18 protein-coding genes are annotated in these 16,889 nt (G+C 39.3%); 15 read left to right on the top strand and 3 right to left on the bottom strand.

From position 1 onward, the window contains the following. Window positions 1-8 precede the first annotated feature (8 nt). From AVFI_RS09750 to AVFI_RS09680, 15 genes are all read left to right on the top strand, one after another. Window positions 9-776: a ParA family protein gene (locus AVFI_RS09750; protein ID WP_005420307.1), complete on the top strand. Its 768-nt coding sequence runs from the start codon at window positions 9-11 to the stop codon at window positions 774-776. Beyond that, window positions 776-1,834: a chemotaxis protein CheW gene (locus tag AVFI_RS09745; RefSeq protein WP_012533952.1), complete on the top strand. Its 1,059-nt coding sequence runs from the start codon at window positions 776-778 to the stop codon at window positions 1,832-1,834. The genes AVFI_RS09750 and AVFI_RS09745 overlap by 1 nt, the downstream gene beginning before the upstream one ends. A 28-nt stretch (window positions 1,835-1,862) precedes the next feature. Continuing rightward, complete coding sequence (locus AVFI_RS09740; protein WP_005420305.1) at window positions 1,863-2,357, top strand: chemotaxis protein CheW; 495 nt, start codon at window positions 1,863-1,865, stop codon at window positions 2,355-2,357. Then, complete coding sequence (locus AVFI_RS09735; protein WP_005420303.1) at window positions 2,357-2,818, top strand: DUF2802 domain-containing protein; 462 nt, start codon at window positions 2,357-2,359, stop codon at window positions 2,816-2,818. Before AVFI_RS09740 ends, AVFI_RS09735 begins: the two co-directional genes overlap by 1 nt. A 280-nt stretch (window positions 2,819-3,098) precedes the next feature. After that, a complete protein-coding gene (ccmA, locus tag AVFI_RS09730; RefSeq protein WP_005420299.1) occupies window positions 3,099-3,713 on the top strand; it encodes a cytochrome c biogenesis heme-transporting ATPase CcmA in 615 nt (204 codons plus the stop codon). After that, window positions 3,714-4,382: a heme exporter protein CcmB gene (ccmB, locus tag AVFI_RS09725; RefSeq protein WP_012533485.1), complete on the top strand. Its 669-nt coding sequence runs from the start codon at window positions 3,714-3,716 to the stop codon at window positions 4,380-4,382. A gap of 43 nt (window positions 4,383-4,425) precedes the next feature. Beyond that, window positions 4,426-5,178, top strand: coding sequence for a heme ABC transporter permease (locus tag AVFI_RS09720; RefSeq protein WP_005420296.1), 753 nt, complete (start codon window positions 4,426-4,428; stop codon window positions 5,176-5,178). A gap of 23 nt (window positions 5,179-5,201) precedes the next feature. Continuing rightward, complete coding sequence (ccmD, locus tag AVFI_RS09715; protein ID WP_005420294.1) at window positions 5,202-5,408, top strand: heme exporter protein CcmD; 207 nt, start codon at window positions 5,202-5,204, stop codon at window positions 5,406-5,408. Further along, on the top strand, window positions 5,405-5,890 hold the full coding sequence (ccmE, locus tag AVFI_RS09710) for a cytochrome c maturation protein CcmE (protein WP_005420292.1): 486 nt from the start codon (window positions 5,405-5,407) through the stop codon (window positions 5,888-5,890). The genes ccmD and ccmE overlap by 4 nt, the downstream gene beginning before the upstream one ends. Beyond that, window positions 5,887-7,845, top strand: coding sequence for a heme lyase CcmF/NrfE family subunit (locus AVFI_RS09705; protein ID WP_188863480.1), 1,959 nt, complete (start codon window positions 5,887-5,889; stop codon window positions 7,843-7,845). The genes ccmE and AVFI_RS09705 overlap by 4 nt, the downstream gene beginning before the upstream one ends. A 3-nt stretch (window positions 7,846-7,848) precedes the next feature. Next, on the top strand, window positions 7,849-8,400 hold the full coding sequence (locus AVFI_RS09700) for a DsbE family thiol:disulfide interchange protein (RefSeq protein WP_054775470.1): 552 nt from the start codon (window positions 7,849-7,851) through the stop codon (window positions 8,398-8,400). After that, a complete protein-coding gene (locus tag AVFI_RS09695) occupies window positions 8,400-8,915 on the top strand; it encodes a cytochrome c-type biogenesis protein (protein ID WP_011262346.1) in 516 nt (171 codons plus the stop codon). Before AVFI_RS09700 ends, AVFI_RS09695 begins: the two co-directional genes overlap by 1 nt. Next, window positions 8,912-10,129, top strand: a complete 1,218-nt coding sequence (ccmI, locus tag AVFI_RS09690) for a c-type cytochrome biogenesis protein CcmI (RefSeq protein ID WP_017020049.1) — start codon at window positions 8,912-8,914, stop codon at window positions 10,127-10,129. Before AVFI_RS09695 ends, ccmI begins: the two co-directional genes overlap by 4 nt. A gap of 163 nt (window positions 10,130-10,292) precedes the next feature. After that, window positions 10,293-11,075, top strand: coding sequence for an MlaA family lipoprotein (locus tag AVFI_RS09685; protein WP_188863481.1), 783 nt, complete (start codon window positions 10,293-10,295; stop codon window positions 11,073-11,075). A gap of 89 nt (window positions 11,076-11,164) precedes the next feature. Next, window positions 11,165-12,336 (top strand): IS3 family transposase gene (locus tag AVFI_RS09680; protein WP_139073841.1). Its coding sequence is split into 2 segments (ribosomal slippage): window positions 11,165-11,435 and window positions 11,435-12,336, totalling 1,173 coding nucleotides; the frame shifts between segments, so codons are not numbered across the junction. Between the two features lie 69 nt (window positions 12,337-12,405). On the opposite strand, the gene AVFI_RS09675 is transcribed toward AVFI_RS09680, so the two are convergent. From AVFI_RS09675 to AVFI_RS09665, 3 genes are all read right to left on the bottom strand, one after another. Beyond that, the gene (locus tag AVFI_RS09675) at window positions 12,406-13,011 is read right to left on the bottom strand and encodes a DUF2238 domain-containing protein (RefSeq protein WP_017020050.1); all 606 of its coding nucleotides are present in this window, start codon (window positions 13,009-13,011) and stop codon (window positions 12,406-12,408) included. A 161-nt stretch (window positions 13,012-13,172) separates the two neighbouring features. Further along, window positions 13,173-14,498, bottom strand: a complete 1,326-nt coding sequence (locus AVFI_RS09670) for an outer membrane protein transport protein (protein ID WP_188863736.1) — start codon at window positions 14,496-14,498, stop codon at window positions 13,173-13,175. Between the two features lie 532 nt (window positions 14,499-15,030). Beyond that, window positions 15,031-16,272 (bottom strand): outer membrane protein transport protein, encoded by a 1,242-nt coding sequence (locus AVFI_RS09665; protein ID WP_054775859.1) that lies wholly within the window; start codon window positions 16,270-16,272, stop codon window positions 15,031-15,033. Between the last annotated feature and the right edge of the window lie 617 nt (window positions 16,273-16,889).

Genomic DNA, 16,889 nt, shown 5'->3' with positions numbered 1-16,889 from the left:
GAAATAACATGATTGTCTGGAGCATAGCTAATCAGAAAGGTGGCGTGGGTAAAACCACAACCACAATCACATTAGCAGGGTTGTTAAATCAACGTGGTAAACGTGTACTAATGGTAGATACGGATCCCCATGGGTCTCTAACTACTTACTTAGGCTATGATTCAGACGATTTACCATGCAGCTTATTTGAGTTGTTTCAATTACCTACAATCAATAAAACCACGGTAGCTCCTTTTGTATTAAAAAGTGATATCCCAGGGCTTGATATTATTCCTGCTCATATGTCACTTGCGACACTTGATCGTGTTATGGGAAACCGTAATGGGATGGGGTTAGTGCTAAAGCGCGCACTTAAAGCCTTAGAAGCTGATTACGATTATGTATTGATTGATTGTCCACCGATTCTTGGTGTGATGATGGTTAATGCATTAGCGGCAAGTACTCGAGTGCTTATTCCTGTTCAAACTGAATTCCTAGCGATGAAAGGTTTAGAACGAATGATGAGAACATTAACGATAATGCAAAGAAATAAACCTTCTTTGTTTGATGTGACCATTATTCCTACTATGTACGATAAGCGTACAAATGCTTCGTTACAAACCTTGATGGATTTAAAAAATAGCTATCAAGATCAGGTGTGGGCATCTGCAGTACCTATTGATACAAAATTTAGAGATGCCAGCTTAAAAAGAATGCCACCGTCATTTGTATCTCCAAATAGTCGTGGCGTTTTTGCGTATAAAACATTACTGAACTACTTGGAGAGATTAGCTTAATGGCTGATTTTAAAACATTTACCAGTGAAGAAGCTCTTGATGATTATTTCTCGTCACTGTTAGATGAAGATGTCATTGAGCAAGACGTTAATCTTGAAGAAGTTCGTGAAGAGTTAGTTGAGCCTGAACCAGTCGCTGATATTGAAATTGAGGACGAACCAGAATCCGAGTCAGTTTCTGATTGGCAGTCTGATTCAGTAACATTAGATACTCCTGAACCTCAGTATCAGTTGCAAGCGTCTCCGCAAGTGGATGAATATGATGATTATCCATTTGAGATGCCTCAATTAGAAGATGTGCAGCGTTTATTAAGCCAGTTAGAAAATTCTCAATTAAACGTTCAAGATGAAATTGATGCCTTAGTTTCTGGTGAAATTGAAAAAACAGAATCGGATGCTAATGAGCTCCAACCTATTACAGAAGAAGAGCCTGAAGAGCTTGATCTTTCTGCATGGGATTTATCGGATAAAATTGAGGTTGCTCCTGTTATCGAAGAGACAGAATCTGAAGAGATTGAAGTTACTGCCGATATAGATAACAGCGAAGAGTTAGAAACCCAAGCAGGCAAAGCACCACCGCCAAGTGGACTTGATTGGAAAAATGCAGAGCATCAAGAAGAATTCCAAGTACTTTTCTTTGAAGTTATGGGAGTGATGTTTGCAGTACCATTAGCTGAATTAGGTGGTATTCACCAAATTACAGAGTTTAGTCATTTAATTGGTCGTCCTGATTGGTACCTTGGCTTACAAACTAGTCGAGAATTAAAAATTGATGCGCTTGATACTGCTAAGTGGGTGATGCCACAAAGTATCAAAGATGAAAGTTACAAAGAAGATTACCAATACCTTGTTATGCTTGGTGAAAGCAAATGGGGATTAGCGTGTAACGCGCTAGCCGGGACGGAAACATTAACAAGTGATCGTATTCGATGGCGTGAGACCGCAGGAAAACGACCTTGGTTATCTGGAATGGTAAAAGAAAAGATGTGTGCCTTAATTCATGTTGAGGCGATGATTGCTATGCTTAATGCCGGTCTCGACATTAAGGGAATAGAGTAAAATAACTCTAATAGGACGAGGAAATAAAATGTCTCAGGTTAATGAAGTAGAGATCCGCAAAGATCAAGTGAACGATGAAGTTCTGCAGTGGGTAACATTTCAATTAGAAGAAGAAACTTACGGTATCAACGTAATGCAAGTGCGTGAAGTACTTCGCCATACTGAAATTGCACCAGTTCCAGGTGCTCCAGATTACGTGTTAGGTATCATTAACCTACGTGGTAATGTAGTAACAGTTATTGATACTCGTTCACGTTTTGGTTTAATGCAGGGTGAAATTACAGATAACACACGTATTATTGTTATCGAATCTGAGCGTCAAGTTATCGGTATCCTTGTTGATAGCGTAGCGGAAGTTGTATACTTACGTTCATCTGAAATTGATACGACGCCAAGTGTTGGCACGGAAGAAAGCGCCAAGTTCATCCAAGGCGTTAGCAACCGTGACGGCAACCTACTTATCTTGGTAGACCTTAACAAACTTTTGTCTGACGACGAATGGGATGACATGGCAAACCTATAATGGTTGATAATTTAACTCAGCTCCCTGAGCTACTAGCAATAACAACAATGATCCTTGTACTTGTGATTTTTTTGGTCTTAAACCGTAAGAATAAACAGTTAATGCAACAATTAACTGAGTCACAAGAGCAATATAAGCAGCTACAAGATGAACAACAAAAACTGCAAAAGCAATTTGTAGAGTTTCGTGCTGGTTCCATTAATATGGGACAAAAAGTAGCTGATATAACTCAATTAAATCAACATTTTGATGATCGTTTAAATGAGTTAGAAAATACAGACGCCGATAGTCGTTTGTATTCAAGAGCGAATAAGCTGGTTCAACTTGGCGCTGGGATCAATGAGTTGATGGAAGAGTGTGAACTTCCAAAAGCAGAAGCAGAGTTAATGATGTCTTTACAGGCGAAAATTGCAGCTGGTAAAGGGTCAATGCCACCATTGAGAATGGAAGACGAAGAGTAGTCCTCTGCTTCTATTGATAAGTTAATATTTAAGAGCTCCTTATTTGAGGGGCTTTTTTTTATCCATAAATTGAGGATAATAATTTTCATACCTATAAAGTGGTATTTGTAAAATCGTAAACTAACTCTATGATAGCCATACAAATTACAAGGTATTACAAAACTATCACTAAAAGACATATTTATTTACTTATCTATCCAATTAGATTTGTTTAATATCTAAGTTTCCCATTTTTTGCTGTGCTAGAATGCCTTCAATATTTTCCAATAAATAGAAGTCTATGTTAGAAATCCGCAACGTAACCTGTATCCGTGATGAACGTGTTTTGTTTGAGCGTTTAAACTTTACTATCTCTGATGGTGAGCTAATTCAGATAGAAGGACAAAATGGTGCGGGTAAAACAACCTTACTCCGAATTATCGCAGGGCTAGGCTATGCCGATGAAGGTGATATTTTTTGGAAAAATGAATCGATAAAACAGAATCGTGAAGAGTTTCATTCTGACTTATTGTTTCTTGGGCACCATACTGGTGTTAAACGAGAGCTAACTGCGTTTGAGAATTTAGCCTTTTATCAATCAATGCATGATAACTATAACGAAGCTGCGATATGGGATGCACTCGCTCGCGTTGGGTTAGCGGGTAGAGAAGATGTAGCCGCTGGACAATTATCTGCAGGACAACAGAGACGAGTTGCTTTAGCGCGTCTTTGGTTAAGTAACCATAAATTATGGATACTGGATGAGCCTTTAACTGCGATTGATAAGCAAGGTGTAAAGGTGCTCGAAAAGTTATTTATGGATCATGCAAAACAAGGTGGAATTGTGTTATTAACGACTCACCAAGATTTATTCATTGATAGTAATGAACTTAAAAAAATTAGGTTAGGTGAGTAAATGTTAACATCCATGACAACCATTATTCGACGTGAGCTATTGATTGCCTTTCGCCGTAAAGCCGATATTTTGAATCCATTATGGTTCTTCATTATCGTTATTACGCTATTTCCTTTAAGTATTGGTCCTGAGCCAAATTTGTTAGCACGTATTGCAGCAGGTATTGTTTGGGTTGCTGCATTATTATCTGCATTACTTTCATTAGAGCGTCTATTTCGAGATGATTTCTCTGATGGCTCATTAGAACAAATGATGTTAATGCCAACACCTCTTTCAGTATTGGTGTTAGCCAAAGTGGTTGCTCACTGGCTATTAACTGGACTACCTTTAATTATTATTAGCCCATTACTCGCTATTTTGCTCTCTTTGGATTTTAATACTTGGCTAGCGATTGTACTAACATTATTGTTGGGCACGCCGACATTGAGTTTTCTTGGTGGTGTTGGGGTAGCATTAACCGTAGGCTTGCAGAAGGGAGGGGTGCTATTAAGTTTGTTGATCCTTCCTCTATATATTCCCGTTTTAATTTTTGCAACATCAGCGATAGATGCTGCAAGTTTAGGTATGGCTTATAATGGCCAATTAGCGATTTTAGGAGCCTTACTAATGGGCTCTGCAACATTGACTCCGTTTGCTATTAGTTCGGCATTACGAGTCAGTGTGCAATAACATAATTATAATTTTTATATTTGAAAGTAAGTGAGATAAATCAATGTGGAAATGGCTACATCCTTACGCTAAACCAGAAAAAGCGTATCAACTAAGTACCACACTATTGCCGTGGTTTGCGGTGATTTCTATTATCAGCTTAACAGTAGGAACCATCTGGGGTCTTGCTTTTGCTCCATCTGATTATCAGCAAGGTGATAGTTTTAGAATCATCTACATTCATGTGCCTTCGGCTATTTTGTCTATGGGGGCGTATATGTCGATGGCTATTGCTGCATTTATTGGTCTAGTTTGGCAATTAAAATTGTCTGATATGGCGGCGGCTGCAATGGCTCCTATTGGCGCAGTGTTTACTTTTATCGCTCTATTAACTGGTGCAGTATGGGGTAAACCTATGTGGGGTGCATGGTGGGTATGGGATGCTCGTCTAACTTCTGAACTGATCCTTCTATTCTTATACCTAGGTGTAATGGCGCTTTATAATGCATTTGATGATCAAAGAACGGCTGCGCGAGCAGCAGGTATTCTTGCGATTGTAGGTGTAATTAATCTACCAATTATTCACTTCTCTGTTGAGTGGTGGAACACGCTTCATCAAGGCGCAACCATCACAAAGTTTGATAAACCTTCAATTTCAGCAGATATGTTGTGGCCATTGCTATTAAATATACTTGGCTTTGCAACTTTCTTCGCTTCTGTGACTCTTATTCGCTTTAGGAATGAAATTTTAGCAAAAGAGAGCCACAGACCTTGGGTTAGAGCATTGGTAGAGACTAAATCTACCGAATCTAAGTAATGTAAGAAATAGGAATTATTGTCATGCATTTTGATACATTCAGTGATTTTTTAGCCATGGGTGGGTATGCCACTTATGTATGGGGCGCATTTGGTGCCACTTTTCTTTCATTATTTTGGATTCTATTTTCTAGCTTAGGCAAACGTCGTCAATTGCTAAAAGAGATTGAGCAAAAAATGGCACGAGAAGAACGAATTAAAAAAGCAAAAACTATGGAGAATACACTATGAATCCGAGACGTAAAAAGCGCCTAGGATTGATCCTTGCTCTATTTGTAGGGATCAGTGCAACAGTGGGATTAATGTTGTATGCATTAAATCAAAACATGGACTTGTTTTATACCCCAACGGAATTAGTTAACGGCAAACCTGACGGTACAAAACCTGAGGTTGGACAACGTCTACGCATTGGTGGGATGGTTGTAGCCGGTTCTGTTGTACGTGATAGTAATTCTCTTGAAGTATCATTTAAGGTTGCCGATGTCGGCCCTCAAGTGACCGTAATTTATGATGGGATTCTTCCTGATTTATTCCGTGAAGGCCAAGGTATTGTTGCTCAAGGTGTCTTAGTTGATGCAACAACGATCAAAGCTCATGAAGTGTTAGCAAAACACGATGAAGAATACATGCCACCAGAAGTTGCCGAAGCGATGAAAAAGACACATGAACCGCTTCAGTACACTGAACAACAAAAACAAGGAACGGGTCAATGATCGCAGAACTTGGTCACTTTGCAATGATTGCTTCATTAGGACTTGCGGTCCTTTTGAGCATATTACCTATGTATGGCGCAAGCCGTGGTAATAAGGCATTAATGCAGAGTGCGAGACCATTAGCTTGGGGGATGTTTTTACTCCTAAGTTTATCATTTGGAATTTTAATGTGGGCATTCTACGTTAATGATTTCACTCTTCAGTATGTAGCAAGTAACTCAAACAGCTTATTACCTTGGTACTATCGTTTAACCGCGGTTTGGGGTGCGCATGAAGGCTCACTATTACTTTGGGTATTAATCCAAGCGGGTTGGACTGTTGCTGTAGCGACATTCAGTCGTGGCATGCCACAAGAATCTGTTGCACGTGTATTAGCTGTAATGGGGTGGATAACCGTTGGTTTCTTACTGTTTATTATTTTAACGTCTAACCCATTCTTACGTACTCTGCCTTATTTCCCAATTGATGGTCGTGACTTAAACCCATTGCTTCAAGATCCAGGTTTAATTATTCACCCTCCAATGCTTTACATGGGGTATGTTGGTTTCTCTGTTGCATTCTCTTTTGCAATTGCTTCATTAATGACAGGGCGTTTAGATACCGCTTGGGCTCGTTGGTCTCGTCCTTGGACTATCGCTGCATGGTCATTCCTAACGGTAGGTATCTCTCTAGGTTCTTGGTGGGCGTACTATGAACTTGGCTGGGGCGGCTGGTGGTTCTGGGATCCAGTAGAAAACGCATCATTTATGCCTTGGCTTGTTGGTACTGCATTAATGCACTCATTAGCAGTAACAGAAAAGCGCGGTACGTTTAAAGCGTGGACAGTATTACTGGCAATTTCAGCGTTCTCATTAAGCTTATTAGGCACATTCTTAGTTCGTTCTGGTATTTTAGTATCAGTTCACGCCTTTGCATCAGATCCTTCTCGAGGCATGTTTATCCTTGGCTTCTTGGTGATGGTTATTGGTGGTTCATTGTTACTGTTTGCTCTAAAAGGTGCATCAGTTCGTGTTCGAGGTAACTTCTCACTGTTCTCTCGTGAGAATGCGTTATTAGCAAATAACATTTTATTAGTTACAGCATTAGTTGTGGTACTTGTTGGTACTTTATTACCACTAGTACATAAGCAACTAGGCTTAGGCTCAGTTTCAATTGGTGCTCCATTCTTCGACATGCTATTTGCATGGTTGATGATCCCATTTGCTTTCTTATTGGGTATTGGTCCACTGATTCGTTGGAAGAAAGACAAACTAAACAACCTATCAAAACGTCTTGTGATTTCAGGTGCGATAACTGTACCGCTTGCAGCGTTAATGATGGTGATGTTTGCAGATAAATTCCAATTCATGCCTTATTTAGGCTGGATGATGGCGATTTGGATTGTGATTTTACATGGATTTGAGCTGTATGAACGTGCGACGCACCGTCACTCATTCTCTGTGGGTATTACTAAGCTAGGACGCAGTCACTGGGCGATGATTTTTGCTCATATTGGTCTTGCCGTTACGATTATCGGTATTGCCATGGTGCAGAACTACAGTATCGAAAAAGACGTACGTTTAGCGCCGGGCGAGCACATTGAAATGAATGGCTACCAGTTCTATTTTGCTGGTGTTAGAGATACAGATGGTCCTAACTATGATGGGTATACCGCTGATTTTGACATCACACTAGATGGTAAAGCGATTAATACACTGCACGCAGAAAAACGTTTTTATGAAACTGCAGGTTCAATGATGACAGAAGCAGCAATTGATCGTGGTTTTACTCGTGACTTATACATTGCAATGGGTGAGCGTTTAGATGACAACCGTTCATGGGCTGTACGTATTTACTACAAACCATTCGTTCGTTGGATATGGGCTGGTTCATTGTTTATGGCATTTGGTGGCGCATTAGCTATGTCTGATAAACGCTACCGTTTCCGTAAAAATGCTAAAAAACAGGAAGCTTAATTTATGAATAAGAACTTTTTATTTGCACCATTAGCGCTGTTTTTAATTTTAGTTGCTGTGTTTGCTACCCAATTAACTCGCAACTCAAATGGTGATGATCCAACTAAACTTGAATCGGTACTGGTAGGTAAACCAGTACCTGAATTCCGCCTAGAAGATCTTGCTCAAGAAGGAAAGCTTTATGATCAAAGCATCTTCAAAGGCGAACCTTTACTGCTAAATGTATGGGCTACATGGTGTCCAACGTGTTATGCGGAACACCTGTATTTAAATACACTAGCAACAGAAGGCGTCAAAATCATCGGTATGAACTACAAAGATGACCGTGCAGGTGCTGTGCAATGGCTAAAAGAGCTAGGCAACCCATACCTCATTACTCTTTTTGATGGCGATGGTATGTTAGGTATGGATCTTGGTGTGTATGGTGCACCAGAGACTTTCTTAATTGATAGTAATGGCATTGTTCGCTACCGTCATGTTGGTGATGTTAATGAGCGTAATTGGAATGAAACTCTAAAACCAATGTACGACAAACTTGTTGCGGAGGCGAAATAATGAAATTAAACCTACGTAAATTAGGTCTTCGCAGTTTTGCGGTGATTGCGTTTAGTTTATTTGCAGTGCAAGTAAGCTACGCAACGATTGACTTATATGAGTTTGATTCGCCAGAACAAGAGCAGCAATTTAAAGAATTAGGTCAGACTTTACGTTGTCCAAAATGTCAAAATAACAACATTGCAGATTCAAGTGCCGAGTTGGCTCAAGACATGCGCCATAAAGTGTATGAAATGACTAAACAAGGTAAATCTGATGATGAAATTATTTCGTACATGATTGATCGTTATGGAAACTTTGTAACCTATGATCCACCGTTAACGGCAGGAACACTTGTTTTATGGTTAGGCCCATTAAGTGTCTTAGTGTTTGGTTTTGGTCTTATTGTGATTCGCAGTCGTAAAACAGCAGCAGAAAAAGAAGCAAAATCTGAAGAGTGGGATAACGAACATGAAGAACGTTTGAACGCTTTATTAAATGAAGACAATAATGACAATGGGAAGGTAAACAAATGACTTTGTTTTGGATTTCAACCTTAGCCCTGATTTTTGTTGGCGTGTTTTTTATTATTCTTCCGCTATGGAAAGCAAGAGCGCAAGATGATGAAGCTCGTCGAGATGAATTAAATAAAGCGTTTTATAAAGATCGCTTAGCTGAATTGGAAGAAGAAGACGCTGAAGGTCTTGTGAATAACCAAGAAGAGTTAATCACAGAGCTTAAGCAATCACTGCTTGATGATATTCCAGTAAAAGAAAAAGCACAGCAAGACAGTTTAAACGCAAGATTATTTATTCTTCCGTCGATAATTGTACTTGTTGCTATTTCTTACGGTTTATATTTTAAATTTGGCAATATCGATAAAGTAGAAAAGTGGCAAGAAGTAAGTGCACGCTTACCTGAATTATCACAACAATTACTCGATCCAGAAAGTGCAGGTTTAACAGACTCTGAAATCAGAGATATTACGTTAGCGCTGCGAACTAAATTGTATCACGAACCTGATGATGCAATGGGTTGGTTGCTACTTGGTCGTATTGGTATGATGAATCGTGACATTGATACATCAGTTGGTGCAATGAAAAAAGCCTATGCACTTAAACCAAAAGATACTGAGATTAAGTTGGGTTATGCTCAATCATTAATGTTAAGTGGTAATGAAGCAAAAGCAGAGCAAGCGAAACAATTACTTCGTGAAGCTCTACGCGAAGACTCAACAAATTTACGTGCTTTATCATTACTTGCTTTCTACTCATTTGAGAATCAAGACTATAAAGGCGCTATTTCTGCATGGAAAGCAATGCAGATGTTGATTGGCCCTGATGACTCTCGTTATGAAATGCTAGTTCGTAGTATTGAACGCGCACAATCTAAACTAAACCCTGAAGCAACGTTAGAGAAGCAGGTTCCTGTTACTATTAATCTTGGCAATAACGTACAACTACCAAAACAGGGATTCGTGATTGTATCAATTCACCCTGCGGATGGTTCACCAATGCCGATTGCTGCAGCAAGAGCACCATTAAGTAGCTTCCCGCTTAAGATCATGATGTCAGATGAAAACAACATGATAGAACAGCGTAAATTGTCAGATATGGAGAGCTTTATTGTTCGAGCTCGTATTGACCAAGATGGCAATGTAGCAACAAAATCAGGTGACTGGTACGGTGAAAGTGAAGTGAGTACATTAGGTAAAAATGTATCACTAAGTATTGATAAGCAATATCAATAATACATCACAAGTGTCATACTAGAACGGGCAGAGGCATAGCGCTTCTGCCCGTTTTTTATAATCTATAATAATAAAATGCATACAGTTATATCAATCGTAGTAAGTAGTTGATTAATTATTTATTTTGATTGGTATCGTTACTTATTGGCAAAGGTTTTTAGTAGTGAAAAGAATATGGACTTCTTGTTGTATTCTACTTTTGGTGAGTGCTTGCTCACAAACACCAGAACAGACAGAAGACGAGTTAGATACAACACCGCAAGTAGATACAGAATACGATGAATCTCATATTGGTGATCCTCTAGAAGGATTTAACCGTGTTATGTGGGGGCTAAATTATGATTACTTAGACCCATATTTAGTTCGTCCTGTTTCTATTGGTTATGTTGAATACACACCAACCCCAATTCGATATGGGGTAGCGAATTTTTTAGCAAACTTAGATGAGCCATCAAGCATGATAAATAATTTACTCATGGGTAATGGCAATATGGCAATGGTTCACTTTAATCGATTTTGGTTAAATACGACGCTGGGTTTGGTTGGATTAATTGATATTGCTAGTGCAGCAGAGATACAGAAACCTGATAGTAAGTCGTTTGGTGATGCTTTAGGACATTATGGTGTAGGTAATGGCCCTTACTTTATGCTACCTGGCTACGGGCCTTGGACACTGCGAGAAGCAGGGGATTTTGTTGATGGTTTATATATGCCGCTGTCATATCTTAACTTCTGGCAAGGTTTAGGTAAGTGGGGATTAGAAGGCATGGAATCTCGTGTACAGCTGATTTCGCAAGAACCTATGCTAGAAGCGTCACCAGATCCTTATGTATTAACACGAGATGTTTATTTACAACGTCAAGACTTTAAAGCTGAGATTGAACCGAAAGTTGATTTAGATGCTGAAGATGATATCGATGACTATTTAGATGAAATAGACGAGTAAAAACAGTCATAGTCTTTCAGGTTTCATGGTTAGTATTCTCCTGATTTGACCCCAATAAAGTGGACACTCGATCACGAGGATTGAGTGACATGAAAATCAAATCACAACGAAAGTTTTCTAATGAGTTCAAAAGAAACGCAGTTCAACAGTCATTAGACTCTCCAGATACAGTAAAATCAGTGGCGATCTCTATTGGGATCGCTCCTCAGCTATTGGTAAAATGGAGAAGCCAGATGACATCTAAAAAACACACAGTAGCGCCCATTCCTAATAAAGGCCCTGAAAAATCGCTAAAAGAACTAGAGCGTGAGGTTGTCGAACTTAAAAAACGCTTAGCAGATGCGGAGTTGGAGAACGATATCTTAAAAAAGGCGACGGCCTACTTCGAAAGACGAAGAGAATAAGATTTGAGTTTATTTCCAAGTACTCAAGCCCAGTAAGGCCGGTAGTAAAACTTTGTCGCTATCTTGATGTGTCCACTTCAGGGTATTATAAGTGGTTAAATAGAGAGCCTACGCTTCGCGATAGATATAACGCTGAATTGAAGTGTTTTTTAAAAGACGAAAGCGAACGTCAACACTGTGTCCCTGGCTATAGAAAACTCTATGAAGCCGCTATCTCTTATGGTTTTATTTGTAATAAGAAACGGATCCAACGTCTGCTTCAAAGTCTTGGTTATCGTTCCAGAGCGAGTAAGAAGAGGCATGGGTGTGCGCCTAAGCAGAAATTAGGCTTTCCAGCTTTTAATTTACTGGACCGAAAGTTTTCAGTATCACAGCCAAACAGGGTTTGGACTTCAGACATTACTCAGGTCCGATGTAGTGAGGGTTGGCAGTACTTATGTGTTGTATTAGACCTTTACTCAAGAAAGGTCATCAGTTGGTCGACGAGTAGGATTAACAACGCAGAGCTTGTAGTTCGTAGTTTAAAGAAGGCTTGGGAAAGACGTAGACCTGATGGTAGTCAATTGATGTTTCATTCAGACCAAGGAGTTCAGTATACGTCAGAGATGACGATGCGTTGGTTGTACAAGAGAGGAATAACAATCAGTATGTCCCGTAAAGGAAACTGTTGGGATAATGCTTGTTCAGAGAGTTTCTTTGCTCAGTATAAAAAGGAATGGATAAGCTGTTTAGGGCAACTATCAAGAGAAGAGATGACAATGCAAAGTCGACTTTATATCGATGGCTATTATAATCCGATAAGAAGGCATGGGACTCTAGGAGGAAAGAGCCCCATAGATTTTGAGTTAAGTAACTAAAACCCCGTGTCTACTTTTAAGGGGTCATATCAATATCAAACCTGAAACCTGAAACCTGAAACCTGAAACCTAGCGGTTATTCCGCTGGAAAAATAAGATTAATAAAGCAAATAGAGATCCGGTTGTATCACATAGCATATCTTTTTGTGCATCCCATATGTCACCTTGAGAGCCTAAAAAAGCAATCCCTTCATCACCGCCTGCAATAGCGGCGTACCACCATTCAATAATCTCATATCCAGCAGCAACACTCATTAATGTGAATAAGCCAAAAGCCATCGCAAGAGGAGTAGAGCATTTCTTTGTTTTGATGAGATATTCAGCGATAGGGTAAGCGTAAAAACCAATTGAGAAGTGCGCGACGCGATCGAAGTTATTTCGTTCTGATCCAATCAAGTTATTAAACCAATCAAAAGGAACGTCGGCAAAAGTATATTTAGCGCCAATAGTATGAAGAAATAGCCAAATAAACATAAATACCAAGGCTGTTTTGCTGAACTGAAAGCGTGTCGCCATGTAAAAAATGCCAGCTAAAATTAATAATGCAGGAATAATTTCAGCAAACCACACCGCTCGTGATACAGGCTCAAAAGCAGAAAAAAGAAATATCACAGAATAAAGAGATGTAAGAGCCAGTAGCATAGGTTGCTGTTTTATGGATTGAGGTATAGACATAAATCAATACTCCGAGTTGCACACTTAAAGAATGAATATAAAAAGTGTAACCGGAAAGTGGTTTCTATCAAGTTGATTTATTTAGAATTGAGTGTTTCTGTTGTAAAGTTCAATAAAAAAGGCCTCTAAAATTAGAGGCCTCAATATAAATGGTTTTCAGATTAGAAACGGTAGTTCGCTTGAACACCAACTAGCCATACATTACCAGTTGTTTCGCCGTTGAATTGACCACCGATTGCTTGAGCAGCATCATCTGACTCATAGCCACGAGATTCAGTGATCGGTGCGTCTTTAGCTACGATGTAAGTAAAACCAGCATCTAAGCTTAAGTTTTTAGACCAGTCATAACCTGCACCAATGCTTAACCATAAGCGATCGGTTTCTGGAATGGTAATTGTACGATTTTTATCACTAACCGCTGAAGTATCGTAAGCAATACCAGAACGTAGAGTTAGTTTTTGATCTAATTGGTAAGTACCACCGATAGCTAGACGGTAGTTATCTTCCCAATGTTCTTCTTTGATATCTTGAACTGGTGTACTAAGAGAAGGGATATTCGCTTCTAATTTTTCAAAGCTGCTCCAATCTGTCCAGTTAAAACTAGCGTGAATTGCTATGGTATCTGTTAGCTGATGAAAACTAGCTAATTCAGCTGTTGCTGGCATAGCTAAAGCCATTGAGCCAGAGTAATGTTGTGTTGGGTTTTTAGGGTTAAATGCAAACCCTTCCGCATGACCTTCTAAGCTTAAATCGACTTTTGATTTATAAGTAAAACCAATACGGTTAGCTTCGTTGATTTGCCAAGCTGTCCCCAATTGCCATCCAAAAGCTTCATCCGTACCTTCCATATATTTTAGTGTGGTACCTTTAGGGATATTTCCAAGAGGACCAAGGTTTATGTTGCTTGGTGTTTTCGCGCCAAAATGTCCTTCACCCATAACATAACGTACACCACCACCAATGCTTACTTGTGGCATTACTTGGTAAGCGATGTTTAGATTCAACTCTTTAGTGATGATGCTTGCTGTGTTACCAAAATGGCTTGCTGCAAAGTTATCATCAAGATCGGTTTCCATACCGTAGTTGGTACCAAGAGCGACACCAAGAGCTAATTTTTCATTAACACGGTGCGATAGGTAAAAGTTAGGGATTACTGCACTGTGAGCAAAATCTTTAGATGAGGTATGTCCACTTTTTTGAGTTAGTGATTTAGAGCCATCAACATAACCATTTACATCAACGTTTGGATTAACATAAATACCACCAACAGAAATTTGAGTGCCTTCTAAATATGTCAGCATTGCAGGGTTACGCCATTGTGTGTCAGCACCATCAGCGATTGCTGCTTCACCTGCGTAAGCACGGCCTAGACCTATAGCTGAATATTCTGCAAGTTGGAAACCTGCAGCCATAGTGTTTGAGCTTGCAACTGAACCTAATAGGCCAAGTGCCACTGCGATAGATAGACGATTTTTATTGTTGTTCATTATAAATTCCAAAATCAAATTCAAGTGTTCGCTGAATTTGGTGGTGATTAGTTGGGGTGGATAATACGTTTTAGAGCAAAAACTTCAAATAAAAAATCGATATTTTCGTGTTTTAAGGGCTTTTTTCTGCAAAAAACTTCAAAATTAGCTAAATTTTCTGTATTTATCTGGTCGGATGTGTTATTTGGGCGTACAGGTGTAGGTCTGAATATGTATTTGAGGGTATATGTGTACGCTGAATTTTTTAGGGGGGTATGGGCAGGAACGAGTTTTTAGGGACTAGAGTTTAGGAAGAGCAGGATTCAGAACGCTGAACGTATGGTATCAAAGAAGGTTCTCCCCCTTGATTGATGAGTCATGATGATCGATAAAGTAAATAGAAGGGGGAGTTAGAGGGGGTTGTCTGCTCTTACTTGCTCCTAGCCCCTAGCCCCTAGCCCCTTGAAGCGAAGCGTCCTAAATACTGTTCCTTCAAGATCAAAAAAGGCCAGCATACGCTGACCTTTTGAATTGACACTTTTAAGAATGAATCTTAGAAGCTGTAGCTGTACTGAACACCAGCAAGAATTGCATCTGCGTGTGTTGTTGCTGTTAAATCAACGCCCGGTGCAGCATTTTCAGTTACATCAACATCATCGCCCATTAGGTAAGTAAAGCCGAAGTCAATTGTGTGTTTCTTCTCAAAGTGGTAGCTAAAGCCTGCTGAGAACCACTGACGATCTGAATCAGGTACAGAAATCGATGTTAGTTCATCTTGAGCTGCTGTGTCATACATGTAGCCTGCTCGTAATGTCCATGCGTCGTTTAGGAAATAAGTACCACCAATTGCGTAGTGCATGCCATTTTGCCAATCATATACGCTCTCACTTAGACCGCTTGGGTTATTGGTGAATTCAATTTTATCAAAGTCACTCCAACCAATGTATTGAACAGAGTAATGCACTGCAAATTTAGTGTCTTTGATTTCGTGGTAACCAGAAAATTCAATCATGTCAGGAAGAGGTAGTGTTACCTTTTGATTCCCATCTTCTGCTTCAATTTCAGGGCTGTAATGGTATGAGAAACCAAAACGGTTACGTTCATCAAGTTCATATACTGTACCTAAATTGAATCCAACTCCTGTTCCAGATGCATCGATATCAACTAGGCTTGCACGACCCATTTCGGCACCGGTTGCAGGGTTAGTAAGTACAGCTTCTCTTTTAAGAACACCTGTACCATAAATTACATCAATACCACCACCAACGCTCCATTGTTCGTTGATTCGATATGATGTAGTTAGGGCGAAATTGACACTCTTAATTTCAGTAGTACCACCAAATACTGTCGCATCAGGAGCCATTCCGAAACCAGAACCTTTCCCAAAACTGTTATCAAAATTATTTTCAGTTCCGAAGTTTGAATAAATACCAGCACCAAACGCCCATTTATCATTTAGACGGTGGATGTAGTAAATATTAGGAACAGGAGTACCACTGCCGTTATTAGCATCATCTACATCTTGGCCAAGATATTTAACATCGCTTACTTCGATATCTGTATCGATGTAATTTAAGCCTGCTGAAAATTGTGATGAATCAAAAAGAGCCATTGCAGCGGCATTACGTGACATTACTGATGCGTTATCAGCGATTACAGCATCACCAGCAAATGCACGGCCTAGGCCTGTTGCTGATTGTGCGTTTAGTTGGAAACCGGCAGCAGTAGCTTGTTGTGTTGCAAGAGTGATGGTTGCTGCTAGAAGTGTTTTTGAAAACAGACGCTTCTTATTCATAATTATTATATTCCGTGTATTGTTATTTCCTTTCAATTCTCAAGACTGAAAAGATTTATTTAGTTGAGACTTAAATCTCGATGGCGAGATAATAACGATCTGAGCATAGACGACAAATCCGACCACTGCGAAAAAATCGTTAAAATTCGTGATCTGGGCGTGATTTGTTCGTAAATGGCATTCTAATTGATGTTAATAGAGCTTTAACTCTATTTTTTGTGCTTTTTAATTTTTATTTTTATATTTATAACTTGTTGATTTTAAAGTTATAGATTGTCCATTTAAGTCAAAGTAGAGCTTATACTCTAACTGAGCGTCAAAAAAATGGTTAACTAAATGAAAAATCGTGATTTTTAACCCGTTTTTGTATTTTAATTTTATGATGAGGAAAAAACATCAGTTTGATGAACGGAAGGTGGATTTTGTATTCATAAGACCAAAAAGTAGTAAAAGAACATAAAATTGATCTATTTCAATAAATGAATTGAGATTAACGTTATAGTTAATCTCGTTATCTGGTTGAGTAATCAACCCGTTGAGCAAGATAACATTTCCTTTTGAAGGCTGACTTTACTTTCTCCTTATCAGGTGAAACTGATTTTTACAATTGGCTACTC

It is taken from the genome of Aliivibrio fischeri ATCC 7744 = JCM 18803 = DSM 507, assembly GCF_023983475.1.
Taxonomy (GTDB): domain Bacteria; phylum Pseudomonadota; class Gammaproteobacteria; order Enterobacterales; family Vibrionaceae; genus Aliivibrio; species Aliivibrio fischeri.
This window is presented reverse-complemented; position numbering and strand designations above follow the sequence as displayed.